The sequence below is a fragment of the Methylobacterium sp. Leaf123 genome (genome assembly GCF_001423405.1).
Taxonomy (GTDB): domain Bacteria; phylum Pseudomonadota; class Alphaproteobacteria; order Rhizobiales; family Beijerinckiaceae; genus Methylobacterium.
In genome coordinates this window covers 304844-327339 of record NZ_LMNS01000012.1, presented here as the reverse complement: position 1 = coordinate 327339, position 22496 = coordinate 304844, and the positions used below count along the sequence as shown (strand labels likewise).

Sequence of the window (22496 nt, the reverse complement as noted above, 5' to 3'; positions counted from 1 at the left end):
ACCAGACACGGAGAACCGGGACGCCATGGCAAGCGAGGGACGCCGTCCGCTGGTTGCCGGCAACTGGAAGATGAACGGTCTGCTCTCCTCGGTCCCGACCGTCGAGGCGATCCGTGACGGGCTCTCGCCGGCGCTCGCGGACAAGATCGACGTGCTGATCTGCCCGCCCGCGACGCTGATCTCCTCCTGCGTGGCGGCGGTCTACGGCTCCGTGGTCGCCATCGGCGGCCAGAACCTGCATGCGCGGCCAAACGGCGCCTTCACCGGCTCGATCTCGGCGGAGATGTTTGCCGATCTCGGCGCGACCTACGTCATCGTCGGCCATTCCGAGCGGCGCGCCTACCATTACGAGACCGATGACGGCGTCCACGCCAAGGCGCTGGGCGCCCGCCGCGCCGGCCTGCGCGGCATCATCTGCGTCGGCGAGACGATGGAGGAGCGCCAGCAGGGCCGGGCGCTCGACATCGTGCGCGCGCAGCTCGCCATCGGCCTGCCGAAGGGCGCGACCGGCGCCGACACCGTGATCGCCTACGAGCCGGTCTGGGCGATCGGCTCGGGCCGCACGCCGACGGCGACGGAGATCGCCGAGGTCCACGCCTCCTTGCGCGAGATGCTCGACAAGCTCGTCGGCGAGGAGGCGCACAAGATCCGCATCCTCTACGGCGGCTCGGTGAAGCCCTCGAATGCCCGCGAATTGATGGCGGTGGAGAATGTCGACGGCGCGCTGGTCGGCGGCGCCAGCCTCGTGGCGGAGGACTTTTTGGGGATCTGCCGCGCTTACGAGGGGTGAGCGTTTCCCGGCAGCGCCGCGCCGCCAGCCTCCTTGGACCCGTGGCGGCCGGAACGATCCTCGCTCTCCTGATGGCCACGGCGTCACAGGGCGCGGCCATCACCGCGCCGGGCGGATGCCGGCTGGCCCTCGATATCCCCAAGGGTTTGTCGGCCCGGCCCCACGGCGAGAGCATCGTCCTGCACCCGATCGGGCAGGAGGGCCGGCGCAACGTGTTCGCGATCAGGCTGACGCCCGGACGGGGTGGAGACGCCGACCTGACAGCGCACCGGCCCCTCGGTGCGACGATCGCCCGCTACCGGACGACACGCGAGACCGTGGGATCGGGGGGCGAGGAGACGACGCTCATTGCCGAGACACCGCATGCGGGCGGTGTCGTCCGTCTCGAAGCATCGGTGCAGCGAGACGATGGGGCCGAGCCGGATTTTGAACCAGCCTGGTCGGCTCTCGCGACCGCGCGCTGCACCGACGCCCGCTGAGCTAATGACTTGCCAGTAGGCTACATCGCGTCGGGACCGCTCAGAACGCTGCCGAAGTGGTGCCGCCAGAGTTCAGTCCCGAGCGAACCGGAGCGATCGAGGGATGACCCGACGCTGAGCCAGGGCAGCAGGGTCGGGCGCAGCCCGGCATCGAACAGCATGAAGCCGGCGGCGAGGCAGCAGGTCTCCGTCTGCACGCCGCAGACGAGGACGCGCTCGATCTCGAGCGCCCTGAAATGGTCGATCAGCGCGGGCGGCGGCAGGTAACCGTGCTTGACGAAAACCCGGTCGGCCGGGACCAGCGGCTCTTCGTCCACCGGCGGCGCCCAGCCGAGTTGCGCCCTGAACGGTGTCACCGCCTCGTCGTGCCGCTCGACGGTCGCGACCGTGTGCAGCCTCCGGCTCAGCGCGGTGATGCCGGCGACGATCGTGTCCGGCACGCGAAAGCTGGCCTGAACATCGACAACGAGCAGGGCCTGCCGGTCCCGCGGCACGGAATGCGTCGGGTCCGCGGTCAGTCCGCCCGGGCCGGCGCCTTCGCCACCGCCTCCTTGGTGCGCTCGATCATCGAGAGCACCGCGACATAGAAGGCCTGCTGCAGCGGGCTCATCGCATCCGGCCGGATCCGGTCGGAGAGCGCGGCCTGCAGCGCATCCATCGCCTGCGCCCGCCCGGCCGGGTCGGGCCGCTCCAGGGCGATCCGCAGAAGGTCGCCCTGGACAGCCTCCATCTCCTCGCGGTCGGCGCGGTCGATGAAGGCGGCGAACCGCCCGGCTTCGTGCTGAAAATCGCTCATTCCGACTCCTCGCACGGGCCGTGGCCCGATGACCATGCTCCTGCGGCGATTTTCCCAGGCACCGTCTCCATGCAGGCGAGGAGCGTTTCCCGATGCGCGGCTCCTCCTTCGTGCGGGCCGCGCGCGAGGCGTTTGTCCCGCCCGCTTGCTTGAAGGCCGGTTGGCGCGGATGGGCAAACGGTGTAGGAGCCCCCACTTCGTGCAGCGGATACGCGGGCGCGCTGCTTTTGCGCGCGACCTTTAGTCCGGCACACCGACAGCGTCCGCGCGAGCGGGCACCGGAATCGCTATGCAGACCGTCCTTATCGTCGTCCACCTCATCATCGTGCTGGCGCTCATCGCCGTGGTGCTGCTGCAGCGCTCGGAGGGCGGGCTCGGGCTCGGCGGTGGCGGGGGCGGCGGCGTCTCCGGCTTCATGACCGGCCGTGGCCAGGCGAACGCGCTGACCCGCGCGACCGCGATCCTGGCCGCCCTGTTCTTCACCACCAGCATCGCCCTGGCGATCATGGCCCACCGCAGCGCCGCGCCCCGCTCGATCCTCGACGAGGCCGGGACGCCGCAGGGCCAGACGCAGCAGACCCAGAAGCCGGTGAACGCCGACAACCTGCTCGACACCCTGCGCAGCGGCAGCCCGAACCAGGGCGGCCAGCCGGCCTCTGTGCCGACCGACGCACCGGCCCAGCCGGCGACCCCGGCTCCTGCTCCTGCTCCTGCTGCTCCGAGCACGCCGCCGGTCGCACCGGCGACGCCGGACGCGCCGCAATCGCGCTGAGCGGCCGAGCCGCATCATTGACGGATAAGAGCCTTGCGGCCGGTGCATCGGCCGCTGGGATGGGAAAGACGAATTCCTCAACGGCATGAGGGGCATGGCCCCGTGCCGCCTCCCGCGTGGCCGGCGGGGTGCGGCAACCGTTGCGGTTTGGCGAATCGCTTGAGCCTCTTTATGGACCGGAGCCCATGACGCGGTACGTTTTCATCACCGGCGGCGTGGTTTCCTCCCTGGGCAAGGGCCTCGCCTCCGCCGCCCTCGCGGCTCTGCTCCAAGCGCGCGGATACCGCGTGCGCCTGCGCAAGCTCGACCCCTATCTCAACGTCGATCCGGGCACGATGAGCCCGACGCAGCACGGCGAGGTGTTCGTCACCGACGACGGCGCGGAGACCGACCTCGATCTGGGCCATTACGAGCGCTTCACCGGCCTGCCGGCCTCGCGCGCCGACAACGTGACCACGGGGCGGATCTACCTCGACATCATCACCAAGGAGCGGCGCGGCGATTATCTCGGCGCCACGATCCAGGTGATCCCGCACGTCACCAACGCCATCAAGGCGTTCGTGCTCGACGGCAACGACGATTACGACTTCGTGCTGGTCGAGATCGGCGGCACGGTCGGCGACATCGAGGGACTGCCCTTCTTCGAGGCGATCCGCCAGATCGGCCAGGAGCGCCCGCGCGGCAGCGTCTGCTACCTGCACCTCACGCTGCTGCCCTACATCCCGTCGGCTGGCGAGTTGAAGACCAAGCCGACGCAGCACTCCGTGAAGGAGCTGCGCTCCATCGGCATCCAGCCCGACATCCTGCTCTGCCGCTGCGACCGGCCGATCCCGCAGGACGAGCGGCGGAAGCTCGGCCTGTTCTGCAACGTACGGGAAAGCGCGGTCATCGAGGCGCGCGACGTCGACACGATCTACGCCGTGCCGCTCTCCTACCGCGAGGCGGGCCTCGACCGGGAGATCCTGGCGCATTTCCAGATGGAGCCCGAGACCGAGCCGAAGCTCGACCTCTGGCAGGACATCCTCGAGCGGGTGCGCAACCCCGAGGGCGAGGTCACCATCGCCATCGTCGGCAAGTATACGGGGCTGAAGGACGCCTACAAGTCGCTCACCGAGGCGCTGACCCATGGCGGCATCGCCAACAACGTGCGCGTCAACCTCGAATGGATCGAGGCGGAGGTGTTCGAGCGCGAGGATCCGGCCCCGTTCCTCGAAGGGCTGCACGGCATCCTGGTGCCCGGCGGCTTCGGCCAGCGCGGCGCCGAGGGCAAGATCCGCGCGGCCCGCTACGCCCGCGAGCGCAACATCCCCTATTTCGGCATCTGCTTCGGCATGCAGATGGCGGTGATCGAGGCGGCGCGTTCACTGGCCGGGATCGAGGGGGCCAACTCCACCGAGTTCGGCACCACCGAAGAGCCCGTGGTCGGCCTCCTCACCGAGTGGATGCGCGGCAACGAGCTGGAGCGGCGCGCAGCAGAGAGCGATCTCGGCGGCACCATGCGGCTCGGCGCCTACAAGGCGACGCTCGGCGCGGACACCAAGATCGCGCAGATGTACGGCGGCACCGAGATCTCCGAGCGCCACAGGCACCGCTACGAGGTCAACATGGCCTATCGCGCGTGCCTGGAGGCCAAGGGCCTGCGCTTCTCCGGCACGTCGCCGGACGGGCTCCTGCCCGAGACGGTTGAGCACGAGGGCCACCCGTGGTTCATCGGCGTGCAATTCCACCCGGAGCTGAAGTCGCGTCCCTTCGAGCCGCATCCGCTGTTCAAAGGGTTCATCGCCGCCGCGATCGAACAGAGCCGGCTGGTGTGACGTAAGGGGAAGCACGGTTGACGACGATCTCGGGCCTTCCGGCCTTTCTTGCCTACTTCGCCGTCTCCCTCGGGCTCACCGCCCTCTACCTCGTGACCTACCTCACCGCGACGGCGCATCGGGAGATCGCACTGGTGCGCGAGGGCAACCTCGCCGCGTCCCTGGCCCTCGGTGGCAGCCTGCTCGGCTACTCGATCCCGCTCTCGGCGGCGGTGCGCTACGCCGGCTCGCTCCTCGACTGCATCGTCTGGGGGCTCGTCGCCCTCGTAGTGCAGGTGGCGATCTACTGGCTGATGCGACCGCTGCTGCCGAACCTGTCGCGGCGGATCGACGAGGGCGAGACCGCGCCCGCCCTGCTGCTGGGGGCCGCCTCCCTGGCGGGTGGCCTCGTGAACGCCGCCTGCATGAGCTACTGAGGCCGTGGCGGACGAGCGCGAGACAGCGCGAGGCTTCGGCCACCGCCCGACGGGCCGATCCAAGCCGGCCGTCACCCCTCCCGACCGCGCGGCAACCAAGCGCTCGCAGACGGTTTCGACGGTGCTGGTGGCCGGCGCGGGCCTCGCCGCGCTGAGCCTCGGCAGCCTCGACCGGACGGTTCCGGGCCGGGACGTGCTGGTCTACCCGGACGTGACCGCCTGTGCCGCCGATGCGATCCGAACCGCCGACGATTGCCTGAGCGCCTATAACGTCGCCCGCGCCGCCTATCCGTCCTCGGCCCCGCATTACGAGTCGCTGCCGCGTTGCGAGCAGCATCACGGCAGCAACCATTGCGAGACCGACGGAACGGTGGATCTGCCCGACCCGATGCGCTTCGTTCCGCGCATGGCCGGCTACCTGCTCGGGCGGACGGCCGCCGACGGCGTGACGCCCGAGCCGGTCTACGACCACAGCAGCGGCGAGAACGGCCATCACGGCGCCTATTGCACGGGATCGGGCGGACGCATCACCACGGGTTCGGGAGCCCACGCGTCTTCGGGCACCCTCAAATCCGGGTCTGCGCAGGCGACGAAGTTCGGCGGCTTCGGCAATAGCGGGCGCGGCTTCTCCTCCTTCGGCGGAAGCTGATGCGCCGCATCGCTTGCGGAGAGCGGCCCGGCTGGCGGTCCATCGCGCGGGACGCGGGCTTTGCCTTCCACACCATCGACGGCGAACCCTATTGGGACGAGAGCCACGCCTACGCCTTCACGCTCGCCGAGATCGAGGACGACATCGAGGGACCGAGCGGCGAGTTGCACGCGCTCTGCCTCGACTTCGCGGCCCAGGCAGTGACGGATGAGCGCATCCTCGCCTCGCTCGCCATCCCCGAACCGGTCTGGGACACGGTGCGGGCAAGCTGGCGCCGACGCGATCCGAGCCTCTACGGACGCCTCGATTTCTCCTATGGCGGGACGGGGCCGGCCAAGCTCCTCGAATACAACGCCGACACGCCGACCGCCCTCTACGAGACTGCCGTGTTCCAGTGGCTCTGGCTCGAACAGGGGCTGAAGGACGGGCGCCTGCCCGCAGGCAGCGACCAGTTCAACGCGCTCCACGAGCGGCTGATTGCGCGGCTCGCCGAGATCGCGCCGCCCGGTCTGTTCGCCTTCGCCGCCGATACGAGCGGGCCCGAAGACCTCGGCACCGCTGGCTACCTTCAGGATTGCGCGGTCCAGGCCGGCTGCGAAACCATCCTGCTCGACCTCGCTCAGATCGGCCTGCGGGCGGACGGCGCCTTTTGCGGGCCGGACGAGCGGCCCTTCGCTGCCCTGTTCAAGCTCTACCCTTGGGAATGGGCGTTCCAGGACGCGTTCGGTTCGGCGGTCGCGGCCGCGCCGACGCGCTTCCTCGAGCCGCCCTGGAAGATGGTGCTCTCCAACAAGGGCCTGCTCGCCCATCTCTGGGCGCGCGAGCCCGGCCATCCGAACCTGCTGCCGGCCTTCTTCGAGGGCGATCCCGCCTGTGCGAGCCTGGGCGGCGCCTATGTCCGCAAGCCGCTGCTCTCGCGGGAGGGCGCCAATGTCGAAATCTTCTCCGAAGGGGCCCGCATCGCCGGGGCGGATGGGCCCTACGGAGCGGACGGCTTCATCCGGCAGGGTCTGGCCGCACTGCCGTGCTTCGACGGCCGCCGCCCGCTCCTCGGCGCCTGGATCGTCGGGGATGCGCCGGCCGGTCTCTGCATCCGCGAATCCGATGGCCCGATCACCGGGGACGGCGCGCTGTTCGTGCCGCACCTGATCGAACCGGGCTGAGACCGGACACGGAAAAGGGGCCGGATCGGCTCCGGCCCCTTCACTTGCGCTCCGGCTCGCGTTAGCGGCCCGCGGCGCTGTTGCCGCCGCCGGCGCTGCCCGCGCCGCCACCCATGGTGCCGCCCGGCGCGTTGCCGGGGGCCATGGTGCCGGTCGAGCCGGTGGTTGCGCCCGCGGGACTGCCGTTCGTCGGCCGCATGCTGTTGCCGGTGTTGTTCCGCACGGGGCTGGCACTGTCCGTGGTGCCCCCGGTGCCGCCCTTGCCGGTGCTCGACTGGGCGAAAGCCGCCCCGGACACGGCGAGGGTCAGCGCGGCGGCCAGAGCGAGGATTTTGGTCGGCATGGCTCGTTCCTTCCCTGATATCGGTCGTGGAACGCGAACGCACCGCTCGGGGCATGGTTCAGAACCGATCCGTCGTCTCCCAACCGGATCCGGGCGGAACAGCGGCGACGCTGCGTCCGCCCTGCCTGAAGGCGCGCGAACCCTTCTATTCGGCTCCCGCTCCTCTCGTCGTCGTCTGCGCGTCGCTCAGCGGCCCGCGGCGCTGTTGCCGCCGCCGGCACTGCCCGCGCCGCCGCCCATGGTGCCGCCCGGTGCGTTGCCGGCCCCGGCTCCAGCCGGGCCGCGCATGGCATTCCCCGGACCGCCGGGAGCGATCGTCCCGGACGACCCGTCGGTCGTGGCGCCGCCCGAGCGTTGCATGCTGCTGCCGGGCGCACTCCTCGTGTTGGTCTCGGTGCTTCCGCCGCCACCGCCGCCTTGGGCAAGGGCGGCCCCCGGAAGAGCGAGGATCAGTGCGACCGCAAACGAAATCGTCCTGGACGTCGTTTTACGCGGCATGGCTGTTTCCTTCCCTGATATCGTTTGTCAGGGGCGAACCCGTCCGCGGAAAGCATTGTTCAGAACCGATACGCCGCCCGGGCGATCGAGGCCGCGACGCTGCGTCCGCCCTGCCGAAGCGTCGCCGGATCCTATATGGTTTGATGCCGTGACCGAGATCCTGTTCTACCACCTCCAGCGCCAGCCCCTCGAAAAGGTGCTGCCCAGCCTCGTCGAGAAGTCGCTGGAGCGCGGCTGGCAGGCGGCCATCCAGGCGGTGAGCGAGGAGCGCCTTCAGGCGCTCGACGACGGCCTCTGGACCTATACCGACGAGAGCTTCCTGCCCCACGGCACCGACCGTGACACGGACGCGGCAACGCAGCCCGTGGTGCTGACCCTGCGCGAGACCAACCCCAACGGCGCCTCGATCCGCTTCCTCGTCGAGGGCGCGGAACTGCCGGAGGATGCGGAGAGCTACCAGCGGATCTGCATCCTGTTCGACGGCACCGACACCGACGCGCTGCTCCATGCCCGTGAGCAATGGCGCGGCGCCAAGGCTGCCGGCCACGCCATCGCCTACTGGCAGCAGGACGAGGGCGGGCGCTGGACCAAGAAGGCGTGAGACCCGCGCACCGTCCGATGGCGGGGTGCGACCAACGGCCTAAGGATCGCGAGAGACCGATGACGCAAGCCTTCTCCCTCCGTGCCGGAACGGCCCGGCTCTGCCTTGCCGGATTCCTCTTCCTCGCCGTGGGATTGGGGCCGATGCCGGTGCTGGCCCAGCACGGCCCGGCCCAGGGCGACGGGCCCGGCCCAACGCGGGGGAAGGGAGCGGGGCAGGGCCAGCCGCGCAAGGCGCCCGAAGGCCGCCGCCTGCCGCCGGACGCGACCACCGAGCACAGCATCGACGGTCCGAACGGCCGGGCGCTCGCCTTCACCGCCACGGCCGGAAGCCTCGCTTTGGTGGACGAGGAGGGCAAGCTTCAATCCGAGATCGCCTTCATCGCCTATACCAAGGCGGGCAAGCCGGAGGAGGCCGCCGCTCGGCCGATCACCTTCGGCGTCAATGGCGGGCCGGGCGCGGCCTCGGCCTACCTCAATATCGGCGCGATCGGCCCCTGGCGCCTGCCGACCGACGGCGCCTCGATCAGCCCGTCGCAGACGATCGCGCTTCAGCCAAACCCGGCGACCTGGCTCGACTTCACCGATCTCGTCTTCATCGATCCCGTCGGCACCGGCTACAGCCGTGCGGCGGATGGCGATGGCAAGAAGTACTGGAGCGTCGATGCGGATGCCTCGGTGCTCGCCGCGGCCATCGCCCGCTATCTGCGCCAGAACGACCGCCTCGCCTCGCCGAAGTTCTTCGTCGGCGAAAGCTATGGCGGCTTCCGGGGGCCGCTGATCGCGCAGAAGCTGCAGCAGGATGTCGGCGTCGGCCTCTCGGGCCTCGTGCTGCTCTCCCCCGTGCTCGACTTCGCGTGGCTGCAGCCGCCCCGCACCACGCCGTGGGGGTTTGTCACCAAACTCCCCTCGTTTGCCGCCGCGGCGCTGGAGCGCGCGGGCACGACGCCGAGCCGCGAACTCATGAAGGAGGCCGAAGCCTACGCGTCCGGCGCCTATCTCACCGATCTCCTGAAAGGCCCGTCCGACCGCGAGGCGGTGGCGCGGCTCGCCGAGAAGGTCTCCGCCTTGACCGGCCTCGATCCGGAGACCGTCCGGCGTCAGGCCGGGCGGCTCACCGCCCATAGCTACCAGCGCGAGATCGGGCGCGACGCCGGCCGCGTCGCCTCGGCCTACGACACCGGCGTGACCGGCTGGGACCCGGACCCGACCGCCCCGCAATCGGGCTTCGAGGATCCGGTGCTCGATGCGCTGCAGGCGCCGCTCACCACCGCCATGGTGCAGCTCTATCAGGGCCGTTTGAACTGGCGCGTCGAGAACATGCGCTACGAATTGCTCAACGGCGCGGTCAACCGCGGCTGGACCTGGGGCTCGGGCCGCTCGGCCCCGGAAGCCATGGGCGCCCTGAAGGACGCGCTGGCTCTTGACGGGCGGATGCGGGTGCTCGTCGCCCACGGCTTCACTGATCTCGTGACGCCCTACTTCACCTCGAAGATGCTGCTGGATCAGATGCCGGTCTACGGCTCGCCGGACCGCCTCAAGCTCTCGGTTTATCCCGGCGGCCACATGTTCTACACGCGGCCGGATTCACGCAACGCCTTCCACGACGATGCCGCCGACCTGTTCGCCCGAGCGCTGGAGACCCGCTCCGACGGGAGCGCGAAGGGTGGCAGCGCGTCGGGCGCGACCATGCCGGAGAAGAGACCGACGCCTTGAGGATTGTTTTGGGACTACTGCCCGTCCTGTTGCTGGCGGGTTGCAACACCGGGGAACGCCGCGAGCCGATCCCGCCCCCCCCGCCACCGAGCGCGGTACTGCCCGCCATCCCGACGGCGCCGGCTGCCGCGTTCGGCCCCGTGCTCGACGGTAATGGCGCCTGCACCGGCCCGGCGCCGGGCACGGCCGCCGCCATCGAGACCGGGATCGGCGAATGCGACCTCGTGCGGCTCAAGGGCCGTCCGCCGACCGACGTGCTGGTCGGCGAGGGCCGTTCCGGCCGCGAGGTGCAGGTGCTCTACACCGAGCCCGGCGCCAAGGAGCTGTACTTCTTCGTCAACAACCGCCTCGATCGTATTGTCCGGTAAGTGTCTCTCATAAAATGGCCGCCGCCCCGTCAGCCCGAAGGCTAATGGGGCGGTGCCCGAGCGTTTTGTGAGGCACCTGAACGCTTGAACCGTTTGGGCCCGCACTTGCTTCCTTCCGGACCGGGTCGAGCCCGGAAGGTGGGACGAGCGATGGCACACGCGTACCGGTTCGGGATCGAGGAAGAGCTGTTCCTGGCCAGCAGCCGCACCCGGGCGGCGCCCAGCGAATCGGTCTCGGCCTTCCACAAGGCGGCGCGCAGCCGCCTGGAGGGCGTCGAGCGCGAGATGCTCGAGAGCCAGGCCGAGATCTGCTCCAAGCCCTCGGCGAGCTTCGATGAGACCCACGAGACGCTGGCCAAGCTCCGCACCGGCCTGTGCGCCATCGGCCGCGAGCACGGCCTGAAGGTCTTCGCCGCCGGCACCCACCCGACCGCGATCTGGACCGACCAGCGCGAGACCGCCAAGGTCCGCTACCGCAAGATGATCGAGACGCTGCAGATGGTGGGGCGGCGCTCCATCGTCAGCGGCCTACATGTCCATGTCGAGGTGCCCGAGCCGGACCAGCGCATCGACCTCATCAACCGGCTGATGCCGTTCCTGCCGGTGCTGCTCGCGCTCTCCACCTCCTCGCCCTTCTACGAGCGGCACCGCACCGGGCTCGCCGGCTATCGCCTGCGGGCCTATGCCGAGCTGCCGCGCACCGGCTTGCCGGAGCTGTTCGACGGGGCCGACGATTTCGAGCGCTACGTGCGGGTGATGACGCGGGCGGGTGCGGTCGAGGACGCGACCTATTTCTGGTGGCACATCCGCCCGTCGATCCGCTACCCGACCCTCGAATTGCGGGTCGCCGACAGTTGCACCCGGCTCAAGGACACGCTGGCCATCGCCGCGCTCTACCGGTGCCTCGTGCGGCTCTGCGTGCGCCGGCCGGAGCTGAACGCGCGGCCCACGGGCGCCTCGCGCGGCTTCGTCATGGAGAACCTGTGGCGGGCGCAGCGCGAGGGCGTTCACGCCGCCCTGATCGATGAGGCGGCGGAGGAGGCGGTGCCGGTGCGCCGCCTCGTCGAACGCCTGCTCGACCTCGTGGCGGAGGATGCCGCGGCTCTGGGCTGCAACGCCCAGGTCGCCCACGCCCTCACCATCACCGAATGCGGCTCCAGCGCCGACGGGCAGATCCGGGCCTACGAGGCGTCGCTGGCCGCGGGCGGCAGCGAGCGCAAGGCGCTGTCCTGCGTCATCGACTGGCTCGCCCGCGAGACCGCGAACTGCGAGACATGACGGCGCGCCTCCGGCCCCGCCAGGAACATCGCACGCCCGCTCCGGTTGCTCCGACAGGTACGATTACTGCCCGAGGAGATACCCATGAGAACGACACTCACCGCCGCCGCCTGCCTGCTCCTGCTGGGCGCGGCGGGGATGCCGGCCCATGCGCAATCGGTCGGCGAGAAGACCGGCGTGAACTCGCTGATCGGCGTCGCCCCGACGGCCCAGGACTTCGTCACGCAAGCCGTGATCAGCGACATGTTCGAGGATCAGACGAGCAAGCTCGCCCTCGAGAAGGCGGACGAGAAGACCAAAGCCTTCGCCAAGAAAATGATCGAGGACCACAAGAAGACCTCGGATGAGCTGAAATCCGTCGTCCAGACCGGCGACATGAAGCTCAACCTTCCGACCGCCCTGGATTCGAGCCACCAGAGCAAGCTCGACAAGCTCAAGAGCCTGAGCGGCGAGGACTTCACCAAGCAGTATCACGACGATCAGGTCACGGCGCACAAGAACGCCACCGACCTTTATAAGCGCTACGCCGAGGGCGGCGACAACGCGGCGCTCAAGGCCTTCGCCATCAAGACGAAGCCGCATCTCGATGAGCACCTGAAGATGGCTCAGGACCTCGACAACAAGAAATAGTTTTTCGCCGTTCGGGCGGCGTTCTTCGGTGAGCGCCGCCCAGCCGCGGGCATCTTCGAAACGGGCTATCCCGACCACGGCCTCACCCTGAGGTGCCGGAGCGAAGCGGAGGCCTCGAAGGGTCATCCAGTCACCACGAGGAAACGGGAAGACCCTTCGAGGCCGATTCGCGGCACCTCAGGGTGAGGGGTCTGGTTGGAAACGGGGCATTCGGTGCCCCGCCGTCACTCGGCCATCGCCGCGAACGCCGCGGCCTTCGCGCGGATCACCTCCGCCGCCCGGTCGATGCCCGCGCGATCCACGTCGAGATTGGCGGTTGCGCGGATCTGGTGCGCGCCGATCGCCCGCACCCGCACCCCGTCTTCGAGACAGGCACTCGCGAAGGTCGAGGCGGTGATGCCCAAGGCATCCACCGTGAAGCACAGGATGTTCGACTGCCCCGCCGTCGGGTCGAAGCCCAAGCCCGGCACGTCGGCGATGGCCCGGTGCAGCCGGTCGGCGTTGGCGTTGTCCTCGGCGAGCTGCGTCATGTGGTGATCGAGGGCGTAGAGCCCCGCCGCCGCCAGCACGCCCGATTGGCGCATCGCGCCGCCGAGCCGGTACTTCCACTGCCACGCCTGCTCGATGAAATCCCGCGTGCCGCACAGGACCGCCCCGACCGGGCAACCGAGGCCCTTGCTGAGATCGATCCAGACGCTGTCGAAGCCGGCTGCATACTCCGCCGCCGAGAGACCGGTGGCCACAACCGCGTTGAGCAGGCGCGCCCCGTCGATATGCGCCTTCAACCCGCGCGCCTGGGCGTAGTCGCGGATCCGGCGCATCTCGCCGATGTCCCAGACCGTCCCGCCGGAAAAGCTCGTCGTCTGCTCGATCGAGACCAGCCGTGAGCGCGGCGCCGTGCGCTGCGGAACCCGGATCGCCGCCTCGACCTGGGCCAGGGTGAACAGCCCGACCCGCGTCGGCAGCGCCTTCACCGAGACGCCGCCGATCGCGGCGGCGCCCGCGGCCTCGGTGTTGTAGATGTGGGACTGGTCATCGACGATGATCTCGTCGCCGGGCCGGCAATGCACCAGGATCGAGGCGAGGTTGCACATCGTGCCCGACGGCATGAACACCGCCGCCTCCTGACCGAGCATTTCCGCCACGCGCTCGCACAGGGCATTGGTGGTCGGATCGGAATTCGACTGCTCGTCGCCGACCTCGGCCCGCGCCATGGCCTCGCGCATGCCCGGCGTCGGACGCGTCTGGGTGTCGCTGAACAGGTCGATCATGGCGCATCCCTTCCTTGCGGGCCCCGTCCGCTCGGGCTCCGACGCAAGGGGCTCCGGCGGCGCCTCTGAATGCATGAAAAATTCAATTCGCTGCAAGCCGTCCCGCGTGCCATCGCGAGGGCCGCCTTTCGCAACCCGAGACTTTCCGCCCGGAACTTTCGGTGTGGCTCACGAAGCTGGGAACGGCCACGTATCTCGACAGGCGGTAGCCGCAAGTCTAGAAATTGCGACGCGTAGTTTCGCATTTAAAATTCTTTGAGAGCTCGATGAATAGAATTGAGCCCAGTATCGGGATCAGCCGTCGCTACCTTCATGACGAGGTGGCGGACCGGATGCGTGAATTGATCAACGACGGCGAACTCGAGCCGCGTGCGCGCGTCAATGAGAGCGAGTTGACCGAGCGTTTCGGCATCTCGCGTACGCCGTTGCGCGAGGCGATCAAGATCCTGGCGACCGAAGGACTTCTGGAACTGCTGCCCAATCGCGGCGCGCGGGTCGCGAGCATCTCGCCCGACGAGTTGGAAGAGATGATCGAGGTCATCGCCGGGCTGGAGGCGACCGCCTGCGACCTCGCCTGCCGGACGATCACCGACGAGGAACTGGCGGAGATCGAGGCGAAGCATCTGGCGATGGTGGCGGCGTGGCAGGCGCGCGACGAGGCGAGCTACTTTCGCCTGAACCGCGAGATCCACGAAGCGATCATGCTGGTGAGCCGCAACACCAAGTTGCGCAGCCTGTATCTGGGGCTCACCGGGCGGATTCAACGCTCCCGCTACAGTGCCCACCAGACCGAGGCGCAATGGGCTCAGGCGGTCGAGGAGCATGAGCAGATGATTCCGCTGCTCCGCGCCCGCAACGGCGAAGAACTCGCCGGGCTGATGCGCCGGCATATCCGCTCCAAGAAGCCGGTAATCGCGGCGATCTACGGCGAAGAGGGGAACTGAGGCGCCGCGACGAAACGGATGCCGGTTCAGCGGCCTTTGAAGTTCGGCGGGCGCTTGCCCAGGAAGGCCTCCATGCCCTCCCGGAAATCGTCGCTCATGTAGGTCATCACGATCAGGTCGTCGCCGGGCCGCTCGCCCTCGGCGGCCTCGGCCATGCCCTCCTCGCCGATGCGGCGCAGGCCTTCCTTGGTGGCCTGAAGAGTGAGGGGCGCGTGGCTCGCAAGCTGGCTGGCCAGCGCATCGGCACGGGCCGCGACGGCCGCGGCATCCTCGACCACCTCGTTGACGAGGCCGATCGCCAGAGCCTCCGGTGCCTCGACGAGCCGAGCGGTGAACAGGATGTCCTTCACGCGCGGCGCGCCGATGAGGTTCGCCAGCCTCCGCAGGGTGTTCTGCGAGAGGCAATTGCCGAGCGTGCGGGCGATGGGGATGCCGAAGCGGGCGTCGCGGCTGGCGATGCGTAGGTCGCAGGCCGCCGCGATCGCCGCGCCGCCGCCGGTGCAGGCTCCGGCGATCGCCGCGATGGTCGGCACCCGCAGGCGCTCCAAGCCGCCGAGCACCCGGTCCATGAAGCGCTCGTAGCCGATCGCGTCCTCGGGCTTGTTGAAGCTGCGGAACTGGGCGATGTCGGTGCCCGCCGCGAACGCCTTGTCCCCGGCGCCGGTGATGATCACCGCCTTGATCGCGCGATCCGCCTCGATCCGCTCGCACAGCTCCACCAGCCCGCGATACATCGCGAAGGTCAGCGCATTGCGCGCCTTCGGCCGGTTGAGGGTGATGCGGGCGATGCCCGCCGCGTCCACCGCGAAGAGCAGTTCGTCGATCGCGGCGGTCTCGGCGTCAGCGTTCATGGAGCGGTTCCTCGTCAAGCGTCTCAGGCCGTCGTCTCGCGCACGACGCCCCGAGCGATCAGATCGTCGATTTCCGCCCCGTCATAGCCGGCTTGGGCCAGGATGGCGCGGCTGTGTTCGCCGAGCAGCGGCGCGGGGCCGTGCACCCGCCCCGGCGTCGCCGAGAATTTGACCGACAGGCCGAGCGTGCTCATCCGACCGGCGCGGGGGTGCTCGACCTCGACCACCATCGCGCGGGCACGCGTCTGCGGATCAGCCTGCATCGCGAGCACGTCGAGCACCGGTCCAGCCGGCACGCCGCCGGCCTCCAGCCGCGCGAGCCAGTCGGCGGAGGGCGCGGTGCGGAAATGCGGGGCCAGCGCCTGGGCCAGGGCCGCGCGGTTCGCCATGCGGTCGCGGTTGGCCGAGAAGCGCGGATCGACGGCCAGATCCTCGGCGCCGAGCACCGCGAGCAGGCGCAGCCAGTTGGTCTGGTTGGCCGCGCCGAGGGTGATCCATCCGTCTTCCGTCTCGAACGCCTCGTAGGGCGCGTTCAGCGGGTGGGCCGAGCCCATCGGCCCCGGCGCCACGCCGGTCGCCATGGCGATGGCCGATTGCCAGTAGGTGAGGGTGATGCCAGCCTCGAACAGCGAGGTATCGACGATCTGCCCCTCGCCGGTCTTCAGCTTGTGGACATGGGCGGCCAGCACGCCCATCGCTGCCAGGATGCCGGCGGTGATGTCGGTCACCGGCGGGCCGCACTTCATCGGCGGCCGGCCCGGTCCCTCGCCGGTGATGCTCATCAGCCCGCTCATGCCCTGCGCCACGAGGTCGAAGCCCGCGCGCTCGGCATAGGGGCCCGAACGGCCGAAGCCCGAGAGCGAGCAATAGACCAGCCCCGGAAATTCTTGTCGGAGAACGTCGTAGCCGAGGCCGATCCGCTCCATCGTGCCGGCGCGGTAATTCTCGATCAGCACATCGGCGTCGGTGAGCAGGCGCCGCAGCACCGCCTTGCCGTCCGCGCTCTTGAGGTCGAGGGCGATGCCGTTTTTGCCGCGGTTCATCATCATGTAGGCGGCGCTCTCGCCTTCGATGGCGGGCGGCACCGAGCGGCGGGTGTCGTCGCCACCCTCGATCTTCTCGACCTTGATGACGTTGGCGCCCATGTCGCCGAGCATCAGCCCGCAGACCGGTCCGGCCATGATGTGGGCGAGTTCGATGACCTTCACGCCGGCCAGCGGGCCGGATTTCGCGGCTTCCATCATCGCCAACGCCTCAGTCGTGACGCGCGGCGGCACCACACGCACGGGGCGAATCGAACGCTTGCGAAAAGCCCATCACATCACTCCTCCCTTCGCGTGGCGACCGCCCCTCATGCGGCGATGGAGCCGCGAGAGGTGAGCGATCACCCGCATTTTGAATTGAGTTTATTGGCGGGATCGTCGACGAGGCAACCGATTTTGAATGCGATTTTCCGCGCGTGAACGAAACAGCAGGTGTGTTCGACGCGCACGATGGAACGTGCGGGCCGGCTCCCGGTTGTCGGCGAAAGCGTGGCCGTCGGGGCGTCTCCCTGTCCGGCCCTGTGGAGCGGAGGGATCGATGCGCGGGTTGAGCACGGCACTGGGACTGGCGGCGGCCCTCGCCGTGACGGCAGCGAGCATCGCTGGGGCGGAGGCGTCCTGCGCCCGCCGCATCATCAACAAGTCCGGCTACACCGCCCTCGTCAGCCGCGACGGCGGTCCCTGGGTCGCGGTACGGCCGAACCACTCGCAGACGATCCAGTACCATCACTCCGGCCGCATCGACGTGGCCCTGACCTGCGGTCCGGGCGCCCAGCCGGAGCAGGCCGCCTACCGGGCGAGCTACGACACGGTGGCGATCATCGACCGCTGCTACATCCGCTTCGGCGACGGCTTCTTCGAGGAGCAGCTCGGCGGCGGCTTCATCGGCCGGAAGGATCCGGGGCCGCTCGCCCTCAACAATCCGCGCCAGGGCGACCTCGTGGTCGGCCCGCAGGCCGGCGCCTGCCCGGCATTGGGGCGCGGGGCCCTCCGGGCGCGCTATTAGCCTTGCGGCCGGGCGCGTGTTAACCCGCGCCCCCGTCGTCAGCGACGACCCGCCGAGACGAGATTCATGCGCTCGATCCTTCCCCTAGCCGGAGCCATCGCCCTCGCCATGACCAGTGCCGCTTCTGCCGCCCAGCCCGTCACGCTGCCCTCGGGCCTCAGCTACACCGATGAAGTGGTCGGCACCGGCCCCGAGCCGAAGACCGGCCAGCAGGTCACCGTCCACTATACCGGCTGGCTCGACGAGGGCGGCGGCAAGCGGGGCAAGAAGTTCGACTCGTCGCGGGATCGCGGCCAGCCTTTCTCGTTCACCATCGGCGCGGGCCAAGTGATCCGCGGCTGGGACGAGGGCGTCGCTACGATGAAAGCCGGCGGCCGCCGCATCCTGACGATCCCGCCGGATCTCGGCTATGGCGCCCGCGGCGCCGGCGGCGTGATCCCGCCGAACGCCACGCTGATCTTCGACGTCGAGCTGATCGGCTCGCGCTGATCGCGAAACGCTCCGGCGCCCCTTGAGGGCGCCGGATCCCGTGCGCGGCGGTCTTCAGATGAGCTTGTGCTCGCGCGCCAGCGCCAGGAGATCGCGCTGCGGCCGGGCGCCGATATGCTCGATGACCTCGGCCGCCGCGAGCGCACCGAGACGGGCCGACGACACGTAGTCGATGCCGCGGGTGTAGCCCGCGAGGAAGCCCGCCGCGAACAGGTCGCCGGCGCCGGTGGTGTCGATCACTTCGCGCACCGGGAAGGCGTCCACCGAGCGCACCTCGCCGCCGCGCACCACCAGCGCGCCCTGGGACGAGCGGGTGACGAGGCCGAGCAGATGCGTGCCCTGGCCACCGCGCTCCTCGCGCAGGGCCGCGACGGCGGCATCCGGATCGTCGGTCTGGTAGAGGCTCTGCAGCTCGCCGATATTGGCGAACAGGATGTCGATGCTGCCGTTGCGGATCAGTTCGAGGAATTCCTCGCGGTAGCGGCCGACGCAGAACGCGTCCGACAGGGTCAGCGCCACGGCGTTGCCGGCCGAATGCGCGACCTTCACCGCCTTGCGGAACGCGTCCTTGGCGGCCGGCGGATCCCACAGATAGCCTTCGAGATAGGTGACGCGGGCCGAGCGCACGGTCGCCTCGTCCACGTCGTCGGGGGAGAGGCCCTGGCAGGCGCCGAGATAGGTGTTCATGGTGCGCTCGCCGTCGGGCGTCACCAGGATGAAGCAGCGGGCGGTGGCCGGACCCTCGGTCGCGGGGGGCACGTCGAAGCGCACGCCGGTCGCTTTCAGGTCGTGGCTGAACAGACGGCCGAGTTCGTCCTCATGCACCTTGCCGACGAAGCCGGTCTTGGCACCGAGCAGGGCGGCGCCGACGGCGGTGTTGGCGCCGGAGCCGCCGGAGACGACGGTCGCCGGGCCCATCACCTCGAAGAGGGTCTCGGCCCGCGGCTCGTCGACGAGCTGCATCGCGCCCTTCGTGACACCCTGCTTGACGAGGAAATCCTCCTCGGCATGGGCGATGAGATCGACGATGGCGTTGCCGAGGACGAGGAGGTCGAGGGATTGGGACATCGGGCCGTCCGGTCTCGCGTGACAGATGGGCCGGGCCTGTCGCACCCTGTTCGGCAAGCGTCAAGCAAAGGCCGGCTCAAGGCTCCGCGAACAGGCTCGCCACGGCGAGCGTGAGGCCGGGCGGATCGAGCGAGAGATCACTCGAGGCGGCGATGCGCGTCTCGATCAGGTCGCCTCCACCGCGGCGATGGTGGATCACCGTGCGGCGCTCCGCATCGAGGATGAGGCAATGCTGCACGCTCGGCAGGCGAAAGTAGCCCATGAGCTTGGTGCCGGTATCGACGTGTCGCGTGCTCGGCGAGAGGACTTCGACGATGATGACGGGCTCCGGGACTGCGGTTGCATCCGGCGCGAGACGTTCCCCGCAATAGACGAGGGCATCGGGCTCGAAGGCGGTCAGGGTATCGATCGGAACACACAGGCCGCTGGGCAGCACCTCGCAGGGAAGAGAGGTCGCACCAAGCGCTTCGGACAAGGCGATCTGGGCAGCGAACTTTGTTTCGACGTGCCGAACGCATTGAGACGGCCTCGACACGATCTCACCATCCACGAGTTCGTAGCGCCCAGGCCGTCCTTCGGCCCAGTCGATGAACTCAGTCACGGTCGTCACTGCTGCAGCGCCTTCACCTCGCACTGTGCGTAATCCGAACTCGCCTTGACGTAGGCGTTGAGCTTCTGGACGTAAGCTCCTGCGATCGATTGGAAAGCCTGGGCCTGCGCGTTGTAGGCCTTGATCGCGTCGTTGTAGCTGTAGGCCTCCCAGCCGGGGCAGCCGTCTTTCTTGTCGAGGCAGGCGGGCTTTTCGGGAAGCTTCGGCTTGTCCGGCCGCGCTTCGGCCGGCGGAGGCGTCGGCGGGGTGCAGGGGGCGGCCAGCGCCGGACCCGCGAGCCCGGCCAGCGCCAGTGCCGTGATGATGCGTCCTGCCATGATCCGTCCCCGAGCCGTCGTTTCCAGGGTTGTGACGGTCGAGTTGTGGCGGGAATGGGGTCGTGGAAACCGCGAGCCTTATCGCACCGTCGTGCGAGATGCGATAAAGGCGGCCCATGCCGAGCACGTCCCTTTCCGCCGCCGCCGAAGCCTTGAGCGAGGATGCCGCCCAGGCACGCCATAATGAGCTGTCGCGGGCGATCGAACGGGCGAACCACCTCTACTATAACGAGGACGCGCCCGAACTCTCGGACGCCGAATACGACGCCCTGCGCCAGGAGTTGGAGGCGATCGAAGCGCGTTACCCCGCGCTGACCGGCACCACCGAGGCGAGTGCAGGCGTCGGCGCCAAGCCTTCGGAGAAGTTCGCCAAGGTCCGGCACGCGGTGCCGATGCTGTCGCTCGGCAACGCCTTCGCCGACGAGGATGTCGAGGAATTCGTCGCCCGCGTGCGCCGCTTCCTCAACCTTCCGGCGGAGGAGGCCGTCGCCTTCACCGCCGAGCCGAAGATCGACGGGCTGTCGCTGTCCCTGCGTTACGAGGCAGGCCGGCTCGTCACCGCGGCGACGCGGGGCGACGGCGAGGTCGGCGAGAACGTCACCGCCAACGCGCTGACCGTGGACGACATCCCGGAAACGCTCTCCGGCACGGACATCCCCGAGGTGCTGGAGGTGCGCGGCGAGGTCTACCTGTCGCACGCGGATTTCGCGGCCATCAACGCGCGCCAGGAGGCGGCGGGCAAGCCGCTCTTCGCCAATCCGCGCAATGCCGCGGCCGGATCGCTGCGCCAGCTCGATCCGGCGATCACCGCCTCGCGCCCCCTGCGCTTCTTCGCCTATGCCTGGGGCGAGGTCTCCGAGCCCTTCACGGACACGCAATCGGCGGTGCTGGAGCGGTTCCGCGGCTGGGGCCTGCCGGTGAACCCGCGGACCAAGCTGTGCCGCTCGGCCGAAGAGATGGTCGCGCATTACCGCGCCATCGAGGCGGAGCGGGCGGATCTCGGCTACGACATCGACGGTGTCGTCTACAAGGTGGACGATCTCGGCTTCCAGCGCCGACTCGGCTTCGTCAGCCGCGCGCCGCGCTGGGCGCTGGCGCACAAATTCGCGGCGCAGGAGGCGATCACCGAACTCCTCGCCATCGACATCAATGTCGGCCGCACCGGCTCGCTCAACCCGCTGGCGCGCCTCAAGCCCGTCACCGTCGGCGGCGTGGTGGTGTCGAACGCGACTTTGCACAACGAGGGTTACGTGCAGGGCGTCGGCGCCGACGGCGAGCCGATCCGCGAAGGCCGCGACATCCGCATCGGCGACACCGTGATCGTCGTGCGCGCGGGCGACGTCATCCCGAAGGTGCGGGACGTGGTGCTCGACAAGCGCCCCCCTGAGGCGGTGCCTTTCGTCTTCCCGGACACCTGCCCGGCCTGCGGCAGCCGGGCCGTGCGGGAGCTCAACCCGCGGACGAAAAAGCTCGACGCGATCCGCCGTTGCACCGGGGGGCTGATCTGCCCGGCGCAGGGCGTGGAGCGGCTGAAGCACTTCGTCTCGCGCAACGGCTTCGACCTCGAAGGATTCGGCCAGACCTATATCGAGGTGCTGTTCGAGGCTGGCCTCGTGAAACAGCCCGCCGACCTGTTCCGCCTGGAGTTCGAGCCGCTGAAGGCGGCGATCGTCGCCCGGCGCGAGGCGCTGTCCGCCCAGCGCCGCACCGAGGGCGAGCCGGCGCCGAAGAAGCCGACCAAGAAGAAGGGCGAGGAGGAGGACAAGGCGATCAAGAATCTGCTCGCCTCGCTCGACGCCCGCCGAACGATCCCGCTCAACCGCTTCCTGTTCGCGCTCGGCATCCCGCAGATCGGCGAATCGACGGCCAAGGCGCTGGCCAAGCGCTTCCCCGACATGCCCGCCCTGATGACGGCCCTCGCGGCGGCGACGCGGGAGCAGGCGGGCCAGGACTGGCTCGAACTCTCGGCGCTGCCGCGGATCGGACCCGGCACCCGCGACCGCCTTTTCGAGACCCTCGATCCGCTGCCCGGCGAGGCGATGCAGGACCTGAGCCTCGGCGCGCGTCTGCGGGGGCGGTTCACGCCGTCTCAGCGCGAGGCGGTGCTCGCCCATTACGGCAGCGAGGAAGAGGTCGATGCGGCGCTGGAGCGGGCGGCCTCGCAGCGGGCCGGCGACGCCTACCGTCTGTTCGCCGACGACGGCGAGATCGGTCCCGTGGCGACGAATTCGCTGATCCAGTTCTTCTCCGAGCCGCACAACGACGCGGCGGTGCGGGCGCTGCTCGAAGAGGTGGGAACCGAACCGCTCGCGGCCCCCACCACCTCGGCGGCGGCGTTTGCCGGCAAGACGGTGGTCTTCACCGGCACCCTCGAAAAGATGACCCGCAGCGAGGCCAAGGCCACCGCCGAGCGCCTGGGCGCAAAGGTCTCCGGCTCGGTCTCGGCCAAGACCGACCTCGTGGTCGCCGGCCCAGGCGCCGGCTCGAAGCTGAAGGACGCCGAGCGGCACGGGGTTAAGGTGGTCTCGGAGGACGATTGGCTGGCGATGCTGGCAGGGGCATGAGGCAGTTGCCCTTGGGCCGGC

25 protein-coding genes are annotated in these 22496 nt (G+C 69.4%); 16 read left to right on the top strand and 9 right to left on the bottom strand.

Going from position 1 to position 22496, the window contains the following annotated elements; all coding sequences use genetic code 11:
• The first annotated feature begins 25 nt into the window (after positions 1 to 25).
• Both tpiA and ASF53_RS11180 read left to right on the top strand, forming a co-directional pair.
• Positions 26 to 790 (top strand): triose-phosphate isomerase, encoded by a 765-nt coding sequence (gene tpiA, locus ASF53_RS11185; protein WP_056197919.1) that lies wholly within the window; start codon positions 26 to 28, stop codon positions 788 to 790.
• The gene (locus ASF53_RS11180) at positions 787 to 1269 is read left to right on the top strand and encodes a Tsi3 family protein (RefSeq protein WP_286134332.1); all 483 of its coding nucleotides are present in this window, start codon (positions 787 to 789) and stop codon (positions 1267 to 1269) included. Before tpiA ends, ASF53_RS11180 begins: the two co-directional genes overlap by 4 nt.
• Before the next feature lie 20 nt (positions 1270 to 1289).
• Here the strand turns inward: ASF53_RS11180 and ASF53_RS11175 are convergent, their stop codons facing one another.
• Together ASF53_RS11175 and ASF53_RS11170 are read right to left on the bottom strand one after the other, a co-directional pair.
• Positions 1290 to 1763, bottom strand: a complete 474-nt coding sequence (locus ASF53_RS11175; RefSeq protein ID WP_056197917.1) for an isochorismatase family protein — start codon at positions 1761 to 1763, stop codon at positions 1290 to 1292.
• Positions 1764 to 1783: 20 nt separating this feature from the next.
• The gene (locus ASF53_RS11170) at positions 1784 to 2065 is read right to left on the bottom strand and encodes a hypothetical protein (RefSeq protein ID WP_015824704.1); all 282 of its coding nucleotides are present in this window, start codon (positions 2063 to 2065) and stop codon (positions 1784 to 1786) included.
• A gap of 289 nt (positions 2066 to 2354) precedes the next feature.
• On the opposite strand from ASF53_RS11170, the gene secG reads away from it, so the two are divergent.
• The 5 genes from secG to ASF53_RS11145 all read left to right on the top strand — a co-directional run bounded on the left by secG (position 2355) and on the right by ASF53_RS11145 (position 6879).
• Positions 2355 to 2837 carry a preprotein translocase subunit SecG gene (secG, locus tag ASF53_RS11165; RefSeq protein ID WP_056197914.1) on the top strand — a complete coding sequence of 161 codons (483 nt, stop codon included), beginning with the start codon at positions 2355 to 2357 and terminating at the stop codon, positions 2835 to 2837.
• Positions 2838 to 3022: 185 nt separating this feature from the next.
• Positions 3023 to 4651, top strand: coding sequence for a CTP synthase (gene pyrG / locus ASF53_RS11160; protein WP_056197913.1), 1629 nt, complete (start codon positions 3023 to 3025; stop codon positions 4649 to 4651).
• A gap of 17 nt (positions 4652 to 4668) precedes the next feature.
• Positions 4669 to 5067: a DUF350 domain-containing protein gene (locus ASF53_RS11155; protein WP_056197910.1), complete on the top strand. Its 399-nt coding sequence runs from the start codon at positions 4669 to 4671 to the stop codon at positions 5065 to 5067.
• A 4-nt stretch (positions 5068 to 5071) separates the two neighbouring features.
• Positions 5072 to 5716 carry a DUF1190 domain-containing protein gene (locus ASF53_RS11150; RefSeq protein ID WP_056197909.1) on the top strand — a complete coding sequence of 215 codons (645 nt, stop codon included), beginning with the start codon at positions 5072 to 5074 and terminating at the stop codon, positions 5714 to 5716.
• Positions 5716 to 6879, top strand: a complete 1164-nt coding sequence (locus tag ASF53_RS11145; protein WP_056197907.1) for a glutathionylspermidine synthase family protein — start codon at positions 5716 to 5718, stop codon at positions 6877 to 6879. The genes ASF53_RS11150 and ASF53_RS11145 overlap by 1 nt, the downstream gene beginning before the upstream one ends.
• Positions 6880 to 6940: 61 nt before the next feature.
• On the opposite strand, the gene ASF53_RS11140 is transcribed toward ASF53_RS11145, so the two are convergent.
• A complete protein-coding gene (locus tag ASF53_RS11140) occupies positions 6941 to 7222 on the bottom strand; it encodes a hypothetical protein (protein ID WP_056197905.1) in 282 nt (93 codons plus the stop codon).
• A 646-nt stretch (positions 7223 to 7868) separates the two neighbouring features.
• Here ASF53_RS11140 and ASF53_RS11130 point away from each other — a divergent pair.
• From ASF53_RS11130 to ASF53_RS11110, 5 genes are all read left to right on the top strand, one after another.
• Positions 7869 to 8321 carry a DNA polymerase III subunit chi gene (locus tag ASF53_RS11130; RefSeq protein WP_056197901.1) on the top strand — a complete coding sequence of 151 codons (453 nt, stop codon included), beginning with the start codon at positions 7869 to 7871 and terminating at the stop codon, positions 8319 to 8321.
• A 59-nt stretch (positions 8322 to 8380) separates the two neighbouring features.
• Positions 8381 to 10036 (top strand): S10 family peptidase, encoded by a 1656-nt coding sequence (locus ASF53_RS11125; RefSeq protein WP_056197898.1) that lies wholly within the window; start codon positions 8381 to 8383, stop codon positions 10034 to 10036.
• On the top strand, positions 10033 to 10404 hold the full coding sequence (locus ASF53_RS11120; protein WP_056197896.1) for a hypothetical protein: 372 nt from the start codon (positions 10033 to 10035) through the stop codon (positions 10402 to 10404). The genes ASF53_RS11125 and ASF53_RS11120 overlap by 4 nt, the downstream gene beginning before the upstream one ends.
• Before the next feature lie 150 nt (positions 10405 to 10554).
• Complete coding sequence (locus ASF53_RS11115) at positions 10555 to 11682, top strand: carboxylate-amine ligase (RefSeq protein ID WP_056197894.1); 1128 nt, start codon at positions 10555 to 10557, stop codon at positions 11680 to 11682.
• A gap of 84 nt (positions 11683 to 11766) precedes the next feature.
• On the top strand, positions 11767 to 12312 hold the full coding sequence (locus ASF53_RS11110; protein ID WP_056197892.1) for a DUF4142 domain-containing protein: 546 nt from the start codon (positions 11767 to 11769) through the stop codon (positions 12310 to 12312).
• Positions 12313 to 12536: 224 nt separating this feature from the next.
• Here the strand turns inward: ASF53_RS11110 and ASF53_RS11105 are convergent, their stop codons facing one another.
• On the bottom strand, positions 12537 to 13583 hold the full coding sequence (locus ASF53_RS11105; protein ID WP_056197890.1) for a threonine aldolase family protein: 1047 nt from the start codon (positions 13581 to 13583) through the stop codon (positions 12537 to 12539).
• A 266-nt stretch (positions 13584 to 13849) separates the two neighbouring features.
• Between ASF53_RS11105 and ASF53_RS11100 the strand changes: the two genes are divergently transcribed.
• Positions 13850 to 14527, top strand: coding sequence for a GntR family transcriptional regulator (locus ASF53_RS11100; protein WP_056197888.1), 678 nt, complete (start codon positions 13850 to 13852; stop codon positions 14525 to 14527).
• A 26-nt stretch (positions 14528 to 14553) separates the two neighbouring features.
• On the opposite strand, the gene ASF53_RS11095 is transcribed toward ASF53_RS11100, so the two are convergent.
• Together ASF53_RS11095 and ASF53_RS11090 are read right to left on the bottom strand one after the other, a co-directional pair.
• Positions 14554 to 15378 carry an enoyl-CoA hydratase gene (locus tag ASF53_RS11095; RefSeq protein WP_056197886.1) on the bottom strand — a complete coding sequence of 275 codons (825 nt, stop codon included), beginning with the start codon at positions 15376 to 15378 and terminating at the stop codon, positions 14554 to 14556.
• A gap of 23 nt (positions 15379 to 15401) precedes the next feature.
• A complete protein-coding gene (locus tag ASF53_RS11090; protein ID WP_056197884.1) occupies positions 15402 to 16622 on the bottom strand; it encodes a CaiB/BaiF CoA transferase family protein in 1221 nt (406 codons plus the stop codon).
• A 337-nt stretch (positions 16623 to 16959) separates the two neighbouring features.
• Here ASF53_RS11090 and ASF53_RS11085 point away from each other — a divergent pair, with 337 nt between their 5' ends.
• Both ASF53_RS11085 and ASF53_RS11080 read left to right on the top strand, forming a co-directional pair.
• Positions 16960 to 17427: a hypothetical protein gene (locus tag ASF53_RS11085; protein ID WP_056197882.1), complete on the top strand. Its 468-nt coding sequence runs from the start codon at positions 16960 to 16962 to the stop codon at positions 17425 to 17427.
• Between the two features lie 66 nt (positions 17428 to 17493).
• Positions 17494 to 17916: an FKBP-type peptidyl-prolyl cis-trans isomerase gene (locus ASF53_RS11080; protein WP_056197880.1), complete on the top strand. Its 423-nt coding sequence runs from the start codon at positions 17494 to 17496 to the stop codon at positions 17914 to 17916.
• Positions 17917 to 17970: 54 nt separating this feature from the next.
• Here the strand turns inward: ASF53_RS11080 and ASF53_RS11075 are convergent, their stop codons facing one another.
• The 3 genes from ASF53_RS11075 to ASF53_RS11065 form a co-directional block, all read right to left on the bottom strand.
• Positions 17971 to 18984 (bottom strand): adenosine kinase, encoded by a 1014-nt coding sequence (locus tag ASF53_RS11075; RefSeq protein ID WP_056197878.1) that lies wholly within the window; start codon positions 18982 to 18984, stop codon positions 17971 to 17973.
• A 76-nt stretch (positions 18985 to 19060) separates the two neighbouring features.
• The gene (locus ASF53_RS11070; protein ID WP_056198442.1) at positions 19061 to 19618 is read right to left on the bottom strand and encodes a Uma2 family endonuclease; all 558 of its coding nucleotides are present in this window, start codon (positions 19616 to 19618) and stop codon (positions 19061 to 19063) included.
• Positions 19591 to 19911 carry a hypothetical protein gene (locus tag ASF53_RS11065; protein WP_056197876.1) on the bottom strand — a complete coding sequence of 107 codons (321 nt, stop codon included), beginning with the start codon at positions 19909 to 19911 and terminating at the stop codon, positions 19591 to 19593. Before ASF53_RS11065 ends, ASF53_RS11070 begins: the two co-directional genes overlap by 28 nt.
• A gap of 116 nt (positions 19912 to 20027) precedes the next feature.
• On the opposite strand from ASF53_RS11065, the gene ligA reads away from it, so the two are divergent.
• On the top strand, positions 20028 to 22475 hold the full coding sequence (gene ligA, locus ASF53_RS11060) for an NAD-dependent DNA ligase LigA (RefSeq protein WP_056197874.1): 2448 nt from the start codon (positions 20028 to 20030) through the stop codon (positions 22473 to 22475).
• Positions 22476 to 22496: the final 21 nt, after the last annotated feature.